Genomic DNA, 17,963 nt, shown 5'->3' with positions numbered 1-17,963 from the left:
CTGCCTGCGCGCCGCCCACCGCCTGCGCGGGACGGCGCTCGGCGTCGCGGCGCCGCAGGTCGCGCGCATGGCCGCGAGCCTCGCACGCCTCCTCGCGGGTGCACAGATCCGCACGCCGGCGGCCCTCGTCGCCGCCCATGTCGACGCCATTCGGGCCGCGACCGACGGCAAGGCCGACGCGCGCGCCGCCCAGACGCTGGCCCGCGAGCTCGAGGCGGCGGTGGAGACCGTGCTCGCGCGCCTGCGCTGACGCGGCGCGCCGGTCGCTAGGCCCGCTCGATTGCCCCGGAATAGCAGCCGCGTTTCGCGTAGTGGACGTGGATCGTGCGCACGTCCGGATCCGCGAGGAGCCGCTCGATCAGGGGCTCGACGGCGGCGCCGTCCACGACGTCGGCGTCGCGCATCATGCCGTGGGCGTCGAAGGCGCGCAACGAGAGGAGGCGGATCCGCATCACCTCCGGCACCTCGCCCACCCGATCGTAGGTCTCGCGCGCGCCCTCGCGCACGAAGATCGCGTGCGAGGCTCGGTAGGGCGTGTCCGCGGGCTGCGAGACGTGATTGAGCAGCAGCACCGTCTCGCCGGGGCGCGCATCGCGCATCTCGATCCGGTCCGGGCATCCGGGGGCGCTGTCGACGACGAGACGCCGGACGCCGCGCGCGGCGAGCTCGGCATCGGGGAGGCCGTAGAGCGGCAGGAAGGGCTGCGGCGAGAGGCCGATGATGCGAAAGGTCATGGCGGGAGTCTCCGGGATGGGATGCCGGTGACCTCAGCACGCACCGAGTGGGGCGGGCCACCCGTTCCCGATGGCGCCGCGCCGTTTCCTCACCGCCGGCTCGAGAGCGTCAGCTCCCGGATCACGCCCTCCCCCGCGACGGCGATTCGGCGCGCCTCCTCGTCCTGCGGGTAGACGAGGACCCCGAAGGGCCTGCCGGCGATCGTTCCGGAGACGGCGGCGCCGTCGACGACGATCGCGACCTCCACCACCTCCCCGGCCGGAACGGAGCCGGTGCGGGCGTCGTTCTGCGCCCACGGCGCGTTGGAGGCGCGGGTGCGGTCGAGCACCACGATCCCCTCCGCGGGGCGCAGGCGCAGGCGCGTGCGCTCCCCAGCCCCATCGTCCCCGCCGGACGCGGCGAGGAGGTCGATCGCGGCCTCGCCGCCGGGGGGGATCGCGAGCGTCGCGCGCAGGAGAACGGGCTCCTCGCTCGATCCGATCGTCTCGCCCTCGGCGGAGAGGGATACCCCCTCGATCGACGCGAGCGGCTGCTCGAAGGACTCGACGAGGGCCGGGGGGAGCGCCGCGCAGATCGCGCCCTCGTCGTCCGCGCAGGGCGAGAGCAGGTAGGGCAGCGACAGAGCGTGCACCCAGCCCGCCTCCCGCCGCTCCGGCTCCGGCCGCTGCCCGCCGTCGGGAATGACGCCGATGGCGACCGTGCGCCCCGCGCCGTCGTCGGCGAGCGTCGGCGCGAGCATCGTGCCGAAGAGGCTGTAGTCGATGCCCTGCGGCCGTGCCGGGACGAAGCCGACGCCGTCGAAATCGCCGAGCCAATAGAGCGTGCGCGCGTGCGCGTCGCGGATCACGGGCGTGCCCATCAGGAGCCAGCGTCCGCCGAAGCGGCGCAGCACCGGCAGCTCCCAATATTGCCCCGGCATGGCCGCGTCGCCCGTGTCGAATTCGCCGACGAAGTCCCAGGAGACGCCGTCTTGAGAGGTGAAGGCGAGGATCAGCGCGCGGCTGTCGTCGGGCAGGCCCGACCCGACGAGGGTGAGCCAGCCCTCCGGCGTGCGGACGGGATAGGGGTCGCGCATGTCCTGCCAGCCGGGCGGCGTGTCGTAGGCGATGGTGTCCTCGGTGCGCAGGAAGCCGCCGTCGGCCTGCAACTCGGCGCGGCCGAGGCCGGAGCGATGGCCGTCGACGCCGGTGTAGAGGATCGCCGGGGGATCGCTTCCGGGCACCAAGTTGCCGACCCAGGCGCCTCGCCGGTCGAAGCCCGTGCTCGGGAGGAGCGCCGGCGGTCGCGCCTCCCAGCGGGAAAGGTCCTCGGAGGCGAGGTGCCCCCAGACGATGTGGTCCCAGAACGCCCCGTTCGGGTTCGCCTGATGGTAGAGCCGCCAGACGTCGCCGTCGCGGATCAGCGCATGCGGCTCGTTGGTCCAGCCGGCGGGCGGCATCGGATGGACGCGCGGGCGCAGGGAGCGTTCGGCGAACCAGGCGGGCGGGACGGAGACGTCCGCCGCGCGATCCGCCGGCGCGGCGCGCGGCGTCGGCGGGCCCGCCGCCCCCCGCGCCACGGCGATCTCGCCGAGAAGCCCGTTCCAGATCCCGTAGGGATGCACGTCGCGCGCGCCCGCGAACGGGTCGCGGCCGATCGAGACGCCACCGGTGATCGCCTCCGGCGGGGCGCCCGGGCTCTCGGCCACGCGCTCCCCGTCGACGTAGAGCCGTGCGCCGTCGGCGTCGACGACGCCGGCGAGATGCACCCAGCGGCCGAGCGGCACGGCGTCGAAGCTCGCGGCGCGCAGGTCGCCCACCACGAATTCAGGCTGGCGCCACGGCCCCACCGCGAGCCGCAGGGCGGGCGCGCCGGGATCGGTCGCGATCGAGACGACAGCCGCCGCCTCGACGGGCGGCGAGGCGAGCGCGACCCAGGCGGAGACGGTCAGGCCCTCGCGCGGCGCGACCGTCACCGGGGCGACGCTCTCGCCGTAGGTGGAATTGCCGTCGAAGCGCAGCGAAGCGACCTCGCCGTCGACGACCGGGACGAGCGGCCGATGGGGCGTGCGCGCCACGAAGGCGGGCCAGCCCTGCGGCGCCGCGAGCACGAGCCGCTCCTCCTCGAGCCCGAGGGCGGATGCGCCCCCCGCCGCGAGGACGGCCGCGACGAGCGCGGCCGCGACGCGATCAGCGCGCATTGTTCGCTTCGCCGACGCTGACGATGTCGCCGTCGAAGCGCAGCCGGAACATCGGTCCGGGCGCGCCGGCGAAGCTGCGCTCCTCGTTCCCGGGGTCGAGCTCGAAGCCCCAGGTCTCGTTGAGGTAGCTCATGACGTGGCCGTCCGGCAGGACGAGGAAGGAATAGATCTGCGCCGGGTCGATCCGCGGGTTCGCCGCGACCAGCCCGTGCTCGTTGATCGGCGTCCAGCGCCCCGTCAGCCGCCCGCTCTGCGAATGGAAGCCGTAGAGCCCGCGCGGGCCGTGGATGTCGGAGGCGAAGGTGAAGTCGTGCGTCGAGAAGAACAGATACGCCTGCCCGTCGCGATAGACGACGTGCGGGCGCTCGAGCTGCGAGTTGACGCCGGCGGAGACGACGAGCGGCGGCTCGAGCCGCCAATCACCCTCGTCCGTGCGCGTCATCAGGCCCACGACGCCATTGTACGGACCGGCGATGCCGGCGCCGTTCGCCGTGAACAGCACGTGCTCGCTCCCCGTGATCGGATCGACCATGTATTCGGGGTCGCGGAAGCCGTAGACGGCGGAGCTCGCGAGGTAGGTCTCCATCGTGTCGTACCAGAAGCCGTCGGCCTCGCCGATGATGCGATGCTCGCCGAAGCCGGAGAAGGCGATGCCCTCGCCGCTCGCGGAAAGGGAGGCCGTCACCGAGGCGAGGCGCTGCTCGGCGAGGGGGCGGCCGGCGGCCTCGTTGTGGATCGAGATCGGGCGCTGCGGCTCGTCCTCGGCGAGGCTCGCCGCATCGGGCCGGCCGACCGCCGTGTAATAGAAGGTGATCTCGCGCGTGTCGGGGTCGTAGAAGGTCGAGCCGGCCCATTGCCGGGAGCCGAGCGCCTCCTCGCGCGTGAAGACGACGCCACCCGGGCGCCACGCGCCGTCGCGGGTGTACCAGTAGCGCCAGGTCGAGAGCGTGTAGAAGTCCCAGCCCGTCTCCTCGATCTCGGCGAGCTCGGCGCTGAGCCCCACCATCACCACCCAGCCGTCGATCTCCGCGACGGCGCCGTCGGGCGTGCGCACCGGCCAGGCGTCCCACACGGTGACGCCCTGCTCGAAGGGCTCGCGATCGTGGATCATCAGCGGCAGCGTGACCGGCGTGTCCTGGTGGATCGCCTCGACGTCCGCCCGTGACCAGACGGAGGCCATGTGGCCGGGAAAGCGAAAGGCGGCGGGCGTCTCGAGCCCGCTCTGGTCCGGGCCTGCGTCGCTCGGCTCCGCCTGCGAGGCGGGCGTCGGCGTCGCCTGGCCGTCGGCCTGCGCCAGGATCAGGCGCGCGCCTTCTGCCCGGGGAACCTCCGAGGCTAAAGGCGGCGAGGCGGATGCGGCGGTGGCGGCGAGGACGATCGCCATGGCGGCGACGGCGGTAGCAGGCTGGGTCGGATGTCTCATGCGGTAGCTCCCTGATGGGGGGGGGGCCGCTCTCGATCGACCGACGCACGAGGCCACGTCGCGGGCGTTCCCCGCGGGTCTCCTCGAACCGTTCCGGCGGCTAGGAAAACGGTCAACTTCGCGGCGCGGCTTCCGTTCCCCGCCGCGTGCTCCGCCGGAGCGAGGGCGGTCAGGTTTCGGTCAGGAAGCCGCGCTATGGATCTCCGCCTCGCCGGGAGGCCGCTCCCGGCCGCCGGGCGCCGATCGGAGGACCCGATGCGCATTCTCCTCGTCGAGGATCACCCGCCCCTCGCGGAGGCCGTGGCGGACGCGCTGCGCCGCGCCGGCTTCGCCGTGGACCACGCCCGCACCGCGGCCGACGCCCGCGCGCTCGCCGCCGAAGCGCCCTACGCGCTCGCGCTCCTCGATCTCGGGCTCCCGGACGGGGACGGCATCGCGCTCCTCCCCGCCCTGCGCGCCGGCGGGCGCGTGCCGGTCATCGTCCTCACGGCCCGCGACGCCCTCGCCGACCGCCTCGCCGGCCTCGACGGCGGTGCGGACGACTACGTCGTCAAGCCCGTGGAGATGCCCGAGCTCGTCGCCCGCTGCCGGGCCGTGCTGCGCCGGCCCGGCGATCGATCCGACACCGTCCTGCGGGTCGGTCCCATCGCGCTCGACACGGTCATGCGCAGCGTCGACGTCGGCGATGCTCCCATCCAGCTGGGGCGCCGCGAGGCCGGCGTGCTCGAGCAGCTGATGAGGGCACCCGGCCGCGTCGTCCCCCGTCGGACGCTGGAGGACGCGATCTACGCGCTCGACGACGACGTCACGCCCAATGCGCTCGAGGCCGCCGTCTCGCGGCTGCGCCGGGCGCTCGACGCTGCGGGATGCCCCTTGCCGATCGTCACGGTGCGCGGCGTCGGCTGGCTGCTCGCGACGGAGGTCGCGCGGTGACGGCGCCGGCGCCCCCGCTGGCGCGCATCCTCACGCGGCGCCTCGCCTGGATCGCGCTCGCCGCACTCGCGATCAACGCGCTCGTCGTGGGCGTCTACTACGGCTCGGACCGGCAGGCGCTGGAGGAGGAGGCGATCGAGCGGGTGATGGCCCGGCTCGAGGCGGCGCTCGCCGGCGCGCCGCCCCGCGTCGACGCATCGGCCCGCGAGATCTTCGCTCGGCACCCGGGGGCCTACGCCTTCGCCCTGGTCGACCGGACCGGCGCGGTCCTCGATGCCGAGAATCCCGCGCTCGTCCCGGCCGAGGCCCTCGAAACCGGCGCCTTCGCGGACGACTGGGTCGCGCGCGTCGCGAGCGATCGCGGCCGGACCGTCGTCGCCGCGCACGCGGTCGCCTCCGGAGACGACCTGCGCCTCGTCCTCGTCATGTCCGGCGGCGATCCGGCGGGGCTCCTGCGCAGCGCGCTGCTCGCGGAGCTCGTCGGCCACATCTGGCTGCCGATCGTGCCGGTCGTGCTCATCCTGATCGGCGCGAACGCCGTCCTCGTCCGCCGCGGGCTCGCGCCCGTCGCGGCCGCGGCGGCGTGGGCGCGCGCCGTCCGGCCGGGATCGCCGGCGCCCCCTCCCCCACGCGAGCGGGTTCCCGCGGAGATCGCCGATCTCGTCGATGCGACGCAGCGCTCGCTCGATCGCCTGAACGCCGCGCTGGCCGCCGAGAAGCGCCGGGCCGCCGAGGCGGCGCACGCCCTGCGCACGCCGGTCGCCGTCCTCGTCGCGCGTCTCGACGCGCTGCCGCCCGGCGAGACGGCGGATCGCCTGCGGGCCGATCTCTCCGCGCTCTCCCGCACCGTGCGCCAGGTCCTCGCCTCCGCCAGCGCCGACGCGCTCGCGGTGGACGAGGCGGCGACCGTCGATCTCGGCCCCGTGGCCGAGGTCGTGACGGCGAACCTGGCCGCCTTCGCGCACGGGAAGGGCGTCGCGCTCGCCCTGGAGCGCCCCGCCGCGCCCGTCCTCGCCCGCGGCGATGCGGACGGAGTCGCGCTCGCACTCTCGAACCTCGTCGAGAACGCCATCGTCCACGGCGGGCCGGGCGCCGTCGAGATCGTCGTGGGCCCGGGACCCGAGATCCGCGTGCGCGACCACGGCCCGGGCGTACCGCCGGGCGGGCGCGGGAACCTGTTCGAGCCGTTCTGGCGCGGCGAGAACGCGCCGCCGGGCGGCGCGGGTCTCGGGCTCGCCATCGTCGAGCGGGTTCAACGGGCGCAGGGCGGGTCCGCGGAGGTCGCATCCGCCGAAGGGGGCGGCGCGGCCTTCGTCCTGCGCTTTCGTTCCGCCGATCGCTGACGCCCGTCAGGCTACCGTCAGGGGAATTGCGTAGAACGGCCTCGTCGGGTCGCGAGGCGACCCACCGAACACGGAGAGAGCGATGAAGGAGATCGAGAAGATCGATGTGCGGCGCGCGGGCGCGTGGCTCTCGGGCGAGGTGGAGATCCGCGTGCCGAAGACCTGGCTCGCGGCCGGCGCGGTGGCGCTGGGCGTCCTCGTCCTCCTCGCCTTCGACTGAACCCGCCGCCGGTGCCACCCCGCTCTCAAGGAGATCCGTCGTGAAGACCCTCGCCGCCCTCGCGCTCGCACTCGCCATTCCCCTCGTGACGTCCCCGATCGCGGCCCAGCCCGTCGCGGTCACGCCCATCGCGGAGGCCCAGCGCGGCACGATGGTGACCGTGCGGGGCACGGTCGAGCGCATCACCGACGAGGACGAGTTCCGCCTCGCCGACGCGAGCGGCACGATCCGCGTCTACGTCGGACCGAACTGGGTGCCCGCGGACGTCGGGGAGGTCGTGACGGTGAGCGGCTTCGTGGACGACGGCCTGGGCCCACGCGAGATCTACGCCCGCACCCTGACCCGCGCCGACGGGACCGTCGTCGCTTTCGAGCGGCGGTACGACTGACCCGCGGGGGCGCCGACGGCGGCGCGCACCCCGACAATCGCGCGAACAGCAGCCTGTTCGACGAGACGACTCGTCTCGACACCCGAATTTCCGAAACGACGAACCCGCCGGGGGGTCTCCCTCCCGGCGGGCTCTACGATGTCTCGCCGTGCTAAGCACCGAGGTGCTCACGCGTGAGGCCAGTCGGGGTCCGAAGACCTCAGCGGGCAGCCCCGGCGAGGTGACAGCGCTGACAAAGAGACACTGGATCACCTCCTTTCGCTTGGTTACGACGAGGAGGATGATAGGCGGCGAATCGCCGAGCGGAAAGGGGGTTCGTGGCGCTTTCTGCGCTCGAAGATCGGGCAGTCGCCGCCTCGATGGTCACCCGATCGGGCGCTCGTCGGCGATCACCTTGCCGTCCTGCGGCAGGCTGCCTGGGGCGACGAGGGCGACCTCGCCGCGCAGCTTGAGCACCGCGCGCACGGTTTCCTCGAGTGCCTGCCTCAGCGCCGGCGTCGCCTGCGCCGTCTCCGCGTCGAGCGTCATCGCGTCGCTCTCGCCGGCGCGGCGCACCACGAGGCGGGCCTTCTCGATCTCCGGATGGCGACGGACGATCTCGGCGACCTGCTCGGGCCGCACGAACATGCCCTTGATCTTCGTCGTCTGGTCGGCGCGGCCCATCCAGCCCTTGATCCGCATGGCGGTGCGGCCGCACGGGCTCGGCGCGGGGAGCGCGGCTGTGAGGTCGCCGAGCGCCAGGCGGATCACCGGATGGCGGGGCTCGAGCGTCGTCACCACGATCTCGCCGGCCTCGCCGGGCGGCACGGGCAGGCCGTCGGGCCCGACGATCTCGAGGATGACGTCCTCGTTGACGACCATCCCCTCCCCGCCCGACGTCTCGTAGGCGATGAAGCCGATGTCGGCCGTGGCGAAGGCCTGGCGCGCGACGACGCCCCGGCCGGCGAGCTCCGCCTGCAGGGATTTCGGGAAGGCCGCGCCGGAGACGACCGCCTTCGTGATGGAGGAGACGTCGCGACCCTTCTCGGCGGCGGCGTCGAGCAGGATCTTGAGGAAGTCGGGCGTGCCGGCATAGGCGACGGGGCGCAGGGTCTCGATCAGGTCGAGCTGCGCCTCCGTGTTGCCGGGCCCGGCCGGAATGACGGAGCAGCCGAGCGCGCGGGCGCCCGAATCCATGATGAAGCCGCCGGGTGTCAGGTGGTACGAGAAGGTGTTGAGCACGATGTCGCCCGGGCGCAGGCCGATGGCGTGGAGCCCGCGGGCGGCGCGCCAGGGGTCCGCCCCCTCCCCTTCCGGCTCGTAGATCGGGCCGGGCGAGGTGAAGAGGTGCGGCAGGCCGTGGGTGCCGTCCGGCAGGAAGCCGCCGAAGGGCGGGCTCTCCTTCTGCAGGCGCGGCAGGTCCGACTTGCGCAGCACGGGGAGCCGCGCGAGCGCCTCGCGGCTCGTCACCGCGGCGCAGTCGACATGGCCGAGATGCGCCTGCCAGCCCGGCGCGCGCAGCGCCGCCTCGATCACGCCGGGCAGGCGGGCGAACAGGTCGGCCTCGCGCGCGGCGGGGTCGCGCGTGTCGCGCGCGTCGTAGAACTCGCTCATCGGGCGTCTCCTCGCGATCTCTCGTGGTTGGCGCCCATAAGAGCGACGCGCGCCACGATCCGCAAGGCGCCTCGCGCGGCTTCCTCCCCGGCGGGGAGGAGTCCGCGCGGAGCGCGGACGGTGGGGCCGTTCGACGGCTGGTCACGCCGCCCGCCGTCCTCCCCGCCCTCCGGCCTTCGGCCTCCGTCCTCGCCTCCGGGGAGGCGGCGGCGGCCTCCGGAGGCGTCGCGGGCGACCTCTCAGCCCCAGAGCGCCCGCTCCGGCGGATGCACCAGCGAGCCCTCGAAGACGAGCGCCGGCTCGCGGTCGCGGGCGAGCAGCAGCGGCCCGTCGAGGTCGACGAAGCGGGCGCGGGGCGCGAGCAGCATGGCGGGTGCCATCGCCAGCGAGGTCGCCAGCATGCAGCCGACGAAGATCCCCATGCCCCGCGCCTGCGCCGCCTCGGCCAGCGCCAGCGCCTCGGTGAGGCCGCCGGTCTTGTCGAGCTTGATGTTGACGAGGTCGTAGAGCCCGACGAGCCGCTCCAGGCCGGCGCGATCGTGGGCGCTCTCGTCGGCGCACAGCGGCACCGGCCGGTCGATGCCGCGCAGCGCCTCGTCCGTCGAGGCGTGGAGCGGCTGCTCGACGAGGGCGAACCCCGCGTCGGCGCACGCGGCCATCAGCGCGGGCAGCGTCTCGACGCTCCAGCCCTCGTTGGCGTCGGCGATGAGCGTCGCGTCCGGCGCGCCGCGGCGCACCGCGGCGATGCGCGCGGCGTCGCCCTCGGGCGCACCGAGCTTGATCTTGAGGATCGGCCGCGCGGACGCCTTGGCGGCGGCCTCCTCCATCGCCTCGGGCGTGTCGAGCGAGATCGTGTAGGCGGTCGTCGCCGGCCGCAGCCGGTCGACGCCCGCCGTGACGGCGGCCGGCACCCCCGAACGCTTCGCGTCGAGGTCCCACAGCGCGCAGTCGACGGCGTTGCGCGCTGCTCCGGCGGGAAGCGCGTCCTGCAGCGCCTCGCGGCTCATGCCGCCCTCGAGCGCCGCGCGAACGGACTCGATCTGCGCGACGACGCCCTCAACGCTCTCGCCGTAACGGGCGTAGGGCACGCATTCGCCGCGGCCGATCGCCCCGCCCTCGGCGAGGGTGACGAGGACGACGACCGCTTCCGTGCGCGATCCGCGGGAGATGGTGAAACGGCCGGCGATGGGGAAGGCTTCGGCGGCGACGGTGAGGCTTCGGTGCATCATGCCACAGGAATAGACCGGCCGGCCTCGACTCGGGAAGCCCGTACGCGCTATCACCCATGCACCATGCGTATTGGCGAATGACGGGTCGAGCCCACGTGTCCGCGACCGACGCGCCCCGGAGCGACCCACCCCGAAGCGTCGCGCCCCAGGCGACGGCTCCCGAGGAGGAGCGCCGGCCGGCTCCGCAGGCGGACGCCGCCTCGGGTGCGCTCGCCCTGTCGGGGGACTGGACGGCCGAGTTCGGCACCACGCTCGAGCGCGTCGCGCACACCATCGTCGACACCGCCGCGTCCAAGGGAACGACGACGCTCGACCTCGCGAACCTCGGCCGCCTCGACACGGCAGGCGCCGTCGCGATCGAGAGGGCCCGGCGCGCCATGGCCGCGGCCGGCGCCGAGCCCGTCCTGCGCGGGGCGAGCGACCGGCACGCCACGCTGCTCGCGGAGGTCGCCCGCGCCGGGCTGGACCTGCCCGAGCAGGCGCGCACCTCCCCGTTCGTGGATTTCCTCGTCCAGGTGGGTCAGGTGATGACGGAGGCGGGGCGCGACCTCGTCTCGGGCATCGTCTTCCTGGGCGAGGTGATGATGGCGCTCCTGCGGGTCGCCGCGAGGCCGTGGCGCTTTCGCGGTACCTCGCTCGTCAACCAGATCGACCAGATCGCCCTGCGCGGCCTTCCCATCATCCTGCTCATCTCCTTCGTGGTGGGCGCGATCATCGCCCAGCAGGGCATCTTCCAGCTGCGCCAGTTCGGCGCCGCGACCTTCGCCGTCGACCTGATCGGCATCCTGGTCCTGCGCGAGCTGGGCGTGCTCCTGTCGGCGATCATGGTCGCAGGCCGCTCGGGCTCCGCCTTCACCGCCGAGATCGGCGCGATGAAGATGCGCGAGGAGATCGACGCGCTGCGCGTGATGGGCCTCGACCCCATCGAGGTCCTCGTCGTACCGCGGCTGCTGGGGCTCGTCATCGGCCTGCCGCTGCTCGCCTTCTGCGCCTCGATGTCGGCGATCCTCGGCGGCGGGCTCGTGGCGTGGGTCTACGGCGACGTCGCGCCCGACGTCTTCGTCGCCCGGCTGCGCGAGGCGATCGACCTGTCGACCTTCCTGGTGGGCCTGATCAAGGCACCGTTCATGGCGCTGATCATCGGCATCATCGCCTGCATCGAGGGACTCGCGGTCAAGGGCTCGGCCGAATCGCTCGGGCAGCACGTGACCGCGTCCGTGGTGAAGGCCATCTTCATGGTGATCGTCCTCGACGGTCTGTTCGCCATGTTCTTCGCCGCGCTGGACTTCTGACCCCATGGACGAGCCTCGCCGCATCGACGACCTCGCCCCTCCGCCGGCAGGCCACGAGCGCATCATCCGCGTGCGCGGGCTCGAGGTCGGCTTCGGCGAGAAGACGATCTTCCGTGACCTCGACCTCGACGTCTATCGCGGCGAGATCCTCGGCTTCGTCGGCGGCTCGGGCACCGGCAAGTCCGTGCTGACGCGCGCGATCCTCGGGCTCCTGCCCACGCGCGCCGGCTCGATCGAGATCTTCGGGCGGGACCGCGCGGGGCTCTCGGCGCGCGATCGCCAGGCGATGGAGACCCGCTGGGGCGTGCTCTTCCAGAACGGGGCGCTGTTCTCCGGCCTGACCGTCAAGCAGAACGTCCAGATGCCGATGCGCGAGCACCGCGAGATGTCGCAGGCGATGATGGACGATCTCGCCATGCTCAAGATCGAGATGGTCGGCCTCAAGCCCGACGCCGCCGACAAGTTTCCCTCGGAGCTGTCGGGCGGCATGATCAAGCGCGCGGCGCTCGCCCGGGCGTTGGCGCTCGACCCGGACATCGTCTTCCTCGACGAGCCGACCTCGGGTCTCGACCCGATCGGCGCGGCGGACTTCGACGAGCTGATCGCGACCCTGCGCGACACGCTGGGCCTGACCGTGTACATGGTCACCCACGACCTCGACAGCCTGTTCACGGTCTGCGACCGGATCGCGGCGCTCGCCGAGCAGCGGGTCATCGCCGAGGGGCCGATCGAGACCATGCTGGCCTCGGAGCATCCGTGGCTGCGATCCTACTTCCACGGCAAGCGCGCGCGCGCGGTCGCATCCGAGAGCGCGTGAGGGACGATCATGGAAACGCGTGCGAACTACGCCATCATCGGGCTCTTCACCCTCCTCGTCGTCGCCGCGGCGTTCCTGTTCGTCTACTGGTTCGCGGTGAGCGAGAGCGCGGGCGCGCGCGCGCAGGTGCGCATCGTCTTCGAGGGCTCGGTGGCCGGCCTCTCGCGGGGCGCGCCGGTGAACTTCAACGGCATCCGGGTCGGCGAGGTGACGAACCTCGCCATCGCCGATGACAGCCCGAGCCGCGTCGTCGCGGACGTGACCGTCGACCCGTCGGTACCGCTGCGCCAGGACACCACCGCGCGGCTCGAGTTCCAGGGCCTGACCGGCATCGCGTCCGTGGCGCTGTCCGGCGGCAGCGCGCAGGCCGAGCCGCTCCTTCCGCATGCGGAGCCCGGGCCGCCCGTCATCATGGCCGAGCCCTCGGACTTCCAGGACCTGATCGAGAGCGCCCGCAACATCGCCCGGCGCGCCTCGGACGTCTTCGACCGCTTCGACACGCTCGTCGCCGAGAACGACCAGGCGATCGCCTCCACCGTCCAGAACGTCGAGGCCTTCTCCCGCGCGCTCGCCGAGAACGCGCCGGCGATCGACCGCTTCCTCGAGCAGGTGGGCGAGGCGGCGGGCCGCATCGGGCCGCTCGCCGATTCGCTCGACGAGCTCTCCCGCAATGTCAACGACATCGTCGCCGCGATCGATCCCGAGAGCGTGGCGCGCTCGGTCGAGAACGTCGCGACCTTCACGCAGACGCTGGCCGATTCCGAGGCACAGGTGGCGCAGGCCTTCGAGGACGCGGCCGCCCTCGTCTCGCGACTGAACGAGACCGCAGCGAGCGTCGAGGCGACGGTGGCGGACGTGCGCACCTTCGTCGCCGCGCTCGACGCCGAGGCGCTCGACGCCACCGTGGTCAACGTGCGCGCCTTCTCGCAGACGCTCGCCGACAACCGCGAGACGGTCGCCGCCGTGATCGAGGACGCCGCGAGCCTCACCGAGACGCTGGCGCGCTCCTCCGAGCGGCTCGACGCGACGCTCTCCAACGTCGAGGGCGTCTCGGAGACGGTCGCCGCCAACCGCGACAACATCGACCGCGTGCTGAGCCAGGCGGCGGAGCTGACGACGCGCCTCACCTCGGCCTCCGAGACGCTGCAGACCACGCTCGACGGCATAGACGGGCTCGTTGCCGCGGTGGACCCGGCGCGCGTCGAGACGACGCTCGCCAACGTCGAGGCCTTCTCGCAGACCCTCGCCGAGAACCGTGGGGAGGTCGAGGCCGTCATCGCCAACGCTCGCTCGCTGACGCAGACGCTGGAGGGGACCGCCGCGCGCCTCGACGGCACGGTCGGGCGGGTGGACGCGCTCGTCGCGGCGGTCGATCCGCAGACCGTCGCCGCCACGCTGGAGAACGCCCGCGTGTTCTCGCAGATGCTGGCGGACACCCGCGCCGACCTCGCCGCCACCCTGGCGGAGGCGCGCGAGATCGCCGCGGCGATCGACCCGGCCGTGGTGCAGTCCACGCTCGGCAACGTCGAGGCCTTCTCGCAGACGCTGGCGACCAATCGCGAGGCGGTGGACCGCGTGATCGCCAACGCGGAGAGCCTGACGCAGACGCTCGCGCAGACCTCGACGCGGCTCGACGGCGCCATCGACCGGGTGGAGACGCTCGTCGGCGCCGTCGACCCGGCCGCCGTCTCGGCGACGGTCGAGAACGCCCGCGCCTTCTCGCAGACCCTCGCCGACAACCGCGAGAACGTCACCCTCGCGCTGGAGGAGATCGGCCGCATCGCGCAGGCGATCGATTCGGAGCGCATCGAGCGGGTCATCGCCAACGTCGAGAGCTTCTCGCAGACGCTGGACGCGAACTCGGAGGAGGTCGACCAGGTCATCGCCAACGCCGTCTCGATCTCCGAGCAGCTCGAGGCCTCCGCCGGGCGGGTCGACCGCGTGCTCCAGGCCGCCGAGGACTTCCTCGGCACCGCGGCGGGCGACGAGGGCGAGGCGCTGTTCGACGAGATCCGCGAGGCGGCCGCCGCGATCCGGGTGCTCGCGGAGAACCTCGACGTGCGCACGCAGGCGCTGACCGACAACATCGGCAGCTTCACCGGCACCGGCATCCAGGAGGTGCGGGGGCTCGCCGAGGAGGGCCGACGCGCGCTCGAGGACATCGGCCGGGCCGTGCGCTCGTTCGAGCGCGACCCGTCGCAGGTGATCTTCGGCGGCGACGGCGGCGGGGGCGTGCGCGAGTACCAGGGCCGGCGTTGACCCGCCGGCTCGGTTCGTATTCGGATGGCGTCGAGTTTTCGGGGGGCGTGAAGCGATGAGCGGAACACGACACGAGGGACGCGGGCGGATCCTGGCCGCCGCGCTGGCGCTGGGGTCCGTCGCCCTGCTCGGCGGATGCGCCTCCGCGCCCGCGCTCGTGACCTACGGGCTCGCCGCGCCGGCGGAGCGGATCTCGGCACCGATGCGGCTGCCGGGCCTCGTCCTCGTGGTCGAGCCCTCGGCCATCGAGCTCTACTCCACGGAGCGCGTCGTCGTGCGCGAGCCCGACGGGGCGCTGTCCTACCTCCCCGGCGTCCAATACGCCGACCAGCTCCCCGCCCTCGTCCAGACGCGCCTCGTCGAGACGTTCGAGAACGCGAGCCGGCTCGGCGGCGTCGCCCGCCCGGGCGACCGAGTCACGCCCGACTGGCAGCTCAACTCCTCGATCCGCACCTTCTGGGTCGACGTCACCGCGCGCGAGGCCGTGGTCGAGATCGCCGTGCGTGCGGTGTCCGAGGCGAACGGGCGCGTCGGGGCCGCGCGGGTGTTCACCGCCCGCGTGCCCGTGGCGGCGATCGAGGGCCGCACGGCCATGCAGGGGCTCGAGGCGGCGCTCGCCGAGGTCATGCTCGACATCGTGCGCTTCGCCGGCACCGGCGGCGGCAACGCCTGAGGCGCGTCAGCCGGGCAGCCGGACCACGGCGCGCAAGCCGCCCAGCGGCGCGTCCTCGAGCGCGATGTCGCCGCCGTGGGCGCGGGCGATGTCGCGGGCGATGGGCAGGCCGAGCCCCGACCCGCCCTCGTCCTGATTGCGCGCCTCGTCGAGCCGCACGAAGGGCTTGAACACTTCCTCGCGCATCTCCTGGGGGATGCCCGGTCCGTCGTCGTCGACCGTGATCGTCAGCCAGCGGCCCTCGTGGACGGCGCGCACGGCGATCGTGTCCCCGTGGCGCGCGGCGTTGGAGACGAGGTTCGTCAGCATCCGCCGGAACGCGTCCGGCCGCACGATGATGCCGGCGTCGCCCTCGATGGCGAGCGTCACCGGATGGCCCTGGCGCCGGGCGTCGGACACCACCTCCTCGAGGAGCCCGGAGAGATCGACCTCCACCGCGCTCTCCCCCGCGTCGCCGCGGGCGAAGGCGAGATAGCCCTCGAGCATGCGGGTCATCTCGTCGACGTCGCGGCGCAGGTCCTCGACGTCCGGCGCGTCCATCAGCGCGAGCGAGAGCTTGAAGCGGGTGAGGATGGTGCGCAGGTCGTGCGAGACGCCGTTGAGCATCGTCGTGCGCTGCTCGCGGGCGCGCTCGATGCGCCGCTTCATCTCGATGAAGGCGTGGCCGGCCTGGCGCACCTCGCGCGCTCCGCGAGGGCGGAAGTCGGTCTCGCGTCCCTTGCCGTAGCTCTCGGCTGCCTCGGCGAGGGTGAGGATCGGGCGGATCTGGTTGCGCAGGAAGAGGATGGCGATCGCCATCAGGACCAGCGACGAGCCGATCATCCACAGGAGGAAGATGTGCGAGTTCGAGGCGTAGGCCTGGCTGCGGCGCGCCACCACCCGCATGACGGCGTTGTCGAGCTTGATCCGGATCTCGATGAGGTTCGAGCGCCCCAGCGTGTCGATCCAGAACGGCCGGCCGATCTGCCGGGCGATCTGCTCGGAGAGCGCCGCGTCGAGGATGGAGAAGAAGGGCTTGGGCCCCGGCGGCGGCAGGTCGACGCCGCGCTGGATCTCGACGTCGAGGCCGAGCCGCTGGGTGGCGATGCGCCGGAGCGTGCGGCCCTCCTCGTCCTGCGGGTAGGTCTCCCACACGTCGATCAGCGCCGCGATGTCGGCGGTGACGGCGGACGAGAGGCGCATCGTCACCGTCTGCCAGTGCCGCTCCATGAAGACGTAGGCGATGATCGACTGGAGCAGCACGATCGGCACGATGACGATGATGAGCGAACGGGCGTAGAGGCCCTTGGGCATCATCGAGCCGAGCCAGCGCGCGCCGCGCCCGTAGACGCGTCCCGAGGTGCGGATCGGCGCGCCGAAGGCGCCGAGCGTCCGGCGCAGGAGGCCGGGCGGCGCGGTCGCCTCCCGCGGTATCGTCTCCTTCGGGGCGGCGCCGGCGCCGTCCATGCCGCTCACCGCTCCGCGACGAGCCGGTAGCCGACCCCGCGCACGGTCTGCAGGACGAGGGGGTTGGCCGGATCGACCTCGATCTTGCGGCGCAGGCGGTTGATCTGCACGTCGACGGTGCGCTCGTTGAGCGCCGCGCCTGCACCCGAGAGGTCCTCGCGCGGCACGTTCTCGTTCGCACGCGACCCGAGGATGGTCAGGATCTCGCGCTCGCGCTCGGTGAGCCGCACCGCCTCGTCGCCGCGCCTGAGGTCGCCACGGTCGAGCCGGAAGACGAAAGGCCCGAAGCGGATCTCCTCGCCCGGCGCCGCATCCCCCGCGGGCGCCGCCGGCGCCGCGCGCCTCAAGACGTTGCCGAGCCGCAGCACCAGCTCGCGCGGCTCGAAGGGCTTCGAAAGGTAGTCGTCCGCGCCGATCTCGAGGCCGGTGATGCGGTCCTGCGCGTCCGTGCGCGCGGTGAGCATCAGGATCGGCGTGTCGGAGGTCTCGCGCACGGCGCGGGCGTAGTCGAAGCCGGTCTCGCCGGGCATCATCACGTCGAGGACGAGCGCGTCGAAGACGAAGTTCTCGGACTTGGCCCGCGCCTCGGCGGCGCTCGCCGCGGTGGTGACGCGAAATCCGTTCTCGGCGAGGTACTTGGAGATGAGGTCGCGCAGCCGCCGGTCGTCGTCGACGACGAGCACGTGCGGCGCGTGATCGGGAACCTCGATGCGGGCCTCCGCCGCGGCGATCCCGGTGCCGGTCCCCTGCGCGTCCGTCATGTCGCTCCTCCGGAACCGGCGCCCGAGCCGCCACCCGCGCCGCCCTCCTTGCCGCCGTCCGGCCCGCCGACCCGGTGCGTCACGGCGGCGCGTGCGTCGGGATCGATCATCGCGAGGAGGAAGTCCACCACCGCCGCCCGGCCTTCCGGCGGCGTGTCGGCGAGCGCGCGGCCGACCCGGCGCGTCTGCAGCCGCGCGAGGCGCAGCGCCAGCGCGCCGCCGTCCTGCGTCACGAAGAGCAGGCGCTGGCGGCGGTCGGTCGTCCCCGGGCGGGCCTCGACGAAGCCCTTCTCGATCAGCTCTTTCAGCACGCGGTTCAAGCTCTGCTTGGTGATCCGCAGGATCTCCAGGAGTTCGGCGATCGTGAGGCCGGGATTGCGCGAGACGAAATGCAGGACGCGGTGATGCGCCCGCCCGAAGCCGTAGTCGTCGAGGATGCGGTCGGGATCGGAGACGAAGTCCCGGTACGCGAAGAAGAACAGCTCGATGAGGTCGTAGGCCGGCACGTCCGGGTCGGCGCCGGCGGCCTCGCGGGCGTGGGCGCGCGCGGCGGCGCGCACGCGCTCGGACGCCGCGCTCTCGGCGGCTGCGGGATCTCGCGCGTCGTCTGCCGTCCTGGCGGTCGCCTCGGTCACGTCGGAAAATTTCCTTCCCCGGTTATGTCAGCCTTGT

At 73.3% G+C, this 17,963-nt stretch carries 17 protein-coding genes; 9 read left to right on the top strand and 8 right to left on the bottom strand.

What is annotated here, in order from left to right; genetic code table 11:
• Nucleotides 1-250: hypothetical protein (locus tag ACTZWW_RS07330; protein WP_444780287.1), on the top strand; the 250-nt coding region annotated here is incomplete at its 5' end.
• A 16-nt stretch (nt 251-266) separates the two neighbouring features.
• Here the strand turns inward: ACTZWW_RS07330 and ACTZWW_RS07325 are convergent.
• The 3 genes from ACTZWW_RS07325 to ACTZWW_RS07315 form a co-directional block, all read right to left on the bottom strand.
• The gene (locus tag ACTZWW_RS07325) at nt 267-734 is read right to left on the bottom strand and encodes a DUF1203 domain-containing protein (protein ID WP_444780286.1); all 468 of its coding nucleotides are present in this window, start codon (nt 732-734) and stop codon (nt 267-269) included.
• A gap of 89 nt (nt 735-823) precedes the next feature.
• Nucleotides 824-2,914, bottom strand: a complete 2,091-nt coding sequence (locus ACTZWW_RS07320; protein ID WP_444780285.1) for a LamG-like jellyroll fold domain-containing protein — start codon at nt 2,912-2,914, stop codon at nt 824-826.
• A complete protein-coding gene (locus ACTZWW_RS07315) occupies nt 2,904-4,337 on the bottom strand; it encodes a glycoside hydrolase family 68 protein (RefSeq protein ID WP_444780284.1) in 1,434 nt (477 codons plus the stop codon). The genes ACTZWW_RS07320 and ACTZWW_RS07315 overlap by 11 nt, the downstream gene beginning before the upstream one ends.
• A gap of 255 nt (nt 4,338-4,592) precedes the next feature.
• On the opposite strand from ACTZWW_RS07315, the gene ACTZWW_RS07310 reads away from it, so the two are divergent.
• The 4 genes from ACTZWW_RS07310 (at nt 4,593) to ACTZWW_RS07295 (ending at nt 7,221) form a co-directional block, all read left to right on the top strand.
• Nucleotides 4,593-5,270 carry a response regulator transcription factor gene (locus tag ACTZWW_RS07310; RefSeq protein ID WP_444780283.1) on the top strand — a complete coding sequence of 226 codons (678 nt, stop codon included), beginning with the start codon at nt 4,593-4,595 and terminating at the stop codon, nt 5,268-5,270.
• Nucleotides 5,267-6,613, top strand: coding sequence for a sensor histidine kinase (locus ACTZWW_RS07305; protein WP_444780282.1), 1,347 nt, complete (start codon nt 5,267-5,269; stop codon nt 6,611-6,613). The genes ACTZWW_RS07310 and ACTZWW_RS07305 overlap by 4 nt, the downstream gene beginning before the upstream one ends.
• Nucleotides 6,614-6,695: 82 nt before the next feature.
• The gene (locus tag ACTZWW_RS07300) at nt 6,696-6,833 is read left to right on the top strand and encodes a hypothetical protein (protein WP_444780281.1); all 138 of its coding nucleotides are present in this window, start codon (nt 6,696-6,698) and stop codon (nt 6,831-6,833) included.
• Between the two features lie 40 nt (nt 6,834-6,873).
• Nucleotides 6,874-7,221: a NirD/YgiW/YdeI family stress tolerance protein gene (locus tag ACTZWW_RS07295; protein ID WP_444780280.1), complete on the top strand. Its 348-nt coding sequence runs from the start codon at nt 6,874-6,876 to the stop codon at nt 7,219-7,221.
• 363 nt (nt 7,222-7,584) lie between these two features.
• Here the strand turns inward: ACTZWW_RS07295 and ACTZWW_RS07290 are convergent, their stop codons facing one another.
• The gene (locus ACTZWW_RS07290) at nt 7,585-8,814 is read right to left on the bottom strand and encodes a phenylacetate--CoA ligase family protein (RefSeq protein ID WP_444780279.1); all 1,230 of its coding nucleotides are present in this window, start codon (nt 8,812-8,814) and stop codon (nt 7,585-7,587) included.
• 239 nt (nt 8,815-9,053) lie between these two features.
• Nucleotides 9,054-10,040 (bottom strand): N-acetyl-D-Glu racemase DgcA, encoded by a 987-nt coding sequence (gene dgcA, locus ACTZWW_RS07285; RefSeq protein WP_444780291.1) that lies wholly within the window; start codon nt 10,038-10,040, stop codon nt 9,054-9,056.
• 218 nt (nt 10,041-10,258) lie between these two features.
• Between dgcA and ACTZWW_RS07280 the strand changes: the two genes are divergently transcribed.
• Genes ACTZWW_RS07280 through ACTZWW_RS07265 form a run of 4 tightly spaced genes read left to right on the top strand, consistent with a single transcriptional unit; the run spans nt 10,259 to nt 15,084 of the window.
• Nucleotides 10,259-11,335 (top strand): MlaE family ABC transporter permease, encoded by a 1,077-nt coding sequence (locus ACTZWW_RS07280; protein ID WP_444780290.1) that lies wholly within the window; start codon nt 10,259-10,261, stop codon nt 11,333-11,335.
• 4 nt (nt 11,336-11,339) lie between these two features.
• Nucleotides 11,340-12,152 (top strand): ABC transporter ATP-binding protein, encoded by an 813-nt coding sequence (locus ACTZWW_RS07275; protein WP_444780278.1) that lies wholly within the window; start codon nt 11,340-11,342, stop codon nt 12,150-12,152.
• Between the two features lie 9 nt (nt 12,153-12,161).
• On the top strand, nt 12,162-14,411 hold the full coding sequence (locus ACTZWW_RS07270) for an MlaD family protein (protein WP_444780277.1): 2,250 nt from the start codon (nt 12,162-12,164) through the stop codon (nt 14,409-14,411).
• 55 nt (nt 14,412-14,466) lie between these two features.
• Nucleotides 14,467-15,084, top strand: coding sequence for an ABC-type transport auxiliary lipoprotein family protein (locus tag ACTZWW_RS07265; protein ID WP_444780276.1), 618 nt, complete (start codon nt 14,467-14,469; stop codon nt 15,082-15,084).
• 6 nt (nt 15,085-15,090) lie between these two features.
• On the opposite strand, the gene ACTZWW_RS07260 is transcribed toward ACTZWW_RS07265, so the two are convergent.
• Genes ACTZWW_RS07260 through ACTZWW_RS07250 form a run of 3 tightly spaced genes read right to left on the bottom strand, consistent with a single transcriptional unit; the run spans nt 15,091 to nt 17,926 of the window.
• Entirely contained in the window at nt 15,091-16,530 is a 1,440-nt protein-coding gene (locus tag ACTZWW_RS07260; RefSeq protein WP_444780275.1) for an ATP-binding protein, read from the bottom strand.
• 5 nt (nt 16,531-16,535) lie between these two features.
• Nucleotides 16,536-17,291, bottom strand: coding sequence for a response regulator (locus tag ACTZWW_RS07255; protein ID WP_444780274.1), 756 nt, complete (start codon nt 17,289-17,291; stop codon nt 16,536-16,538).
• On the bottom strand, nt 17,288-17,926 hold the full coding sequence (locus ACTZWW_RS07250; protein WP_444780273.1) for a MarR family winged helix-turn-helix transcriptional regulator: 639 nt from the start codon (nt 17,924-17,926) through the stop codon (nt 17,288-17,290). Before ACTZWW_RS07250 ends, ACTZWW_RS07255 begins: the two co-directional genes overlap by 4 nt.
• Nucleotides 17,927-17,963 lie beyond the last annotated feature (37 nt).

It is taken from the genome of Salinarimonas sp. NSM, from assembly GCF_052380005.1.
Taxonomy (GTDB): domain Bacteria; phylum Pseudomonadota; class Alphaproteobacteria; order Rhizobiales; family Beijerinckiaceae; genus Salinarimonas.
Note: the sequence above shows the minus strand (reverse complement) of the source record. Positions and strands in the feature narration are given on the sequence as shown.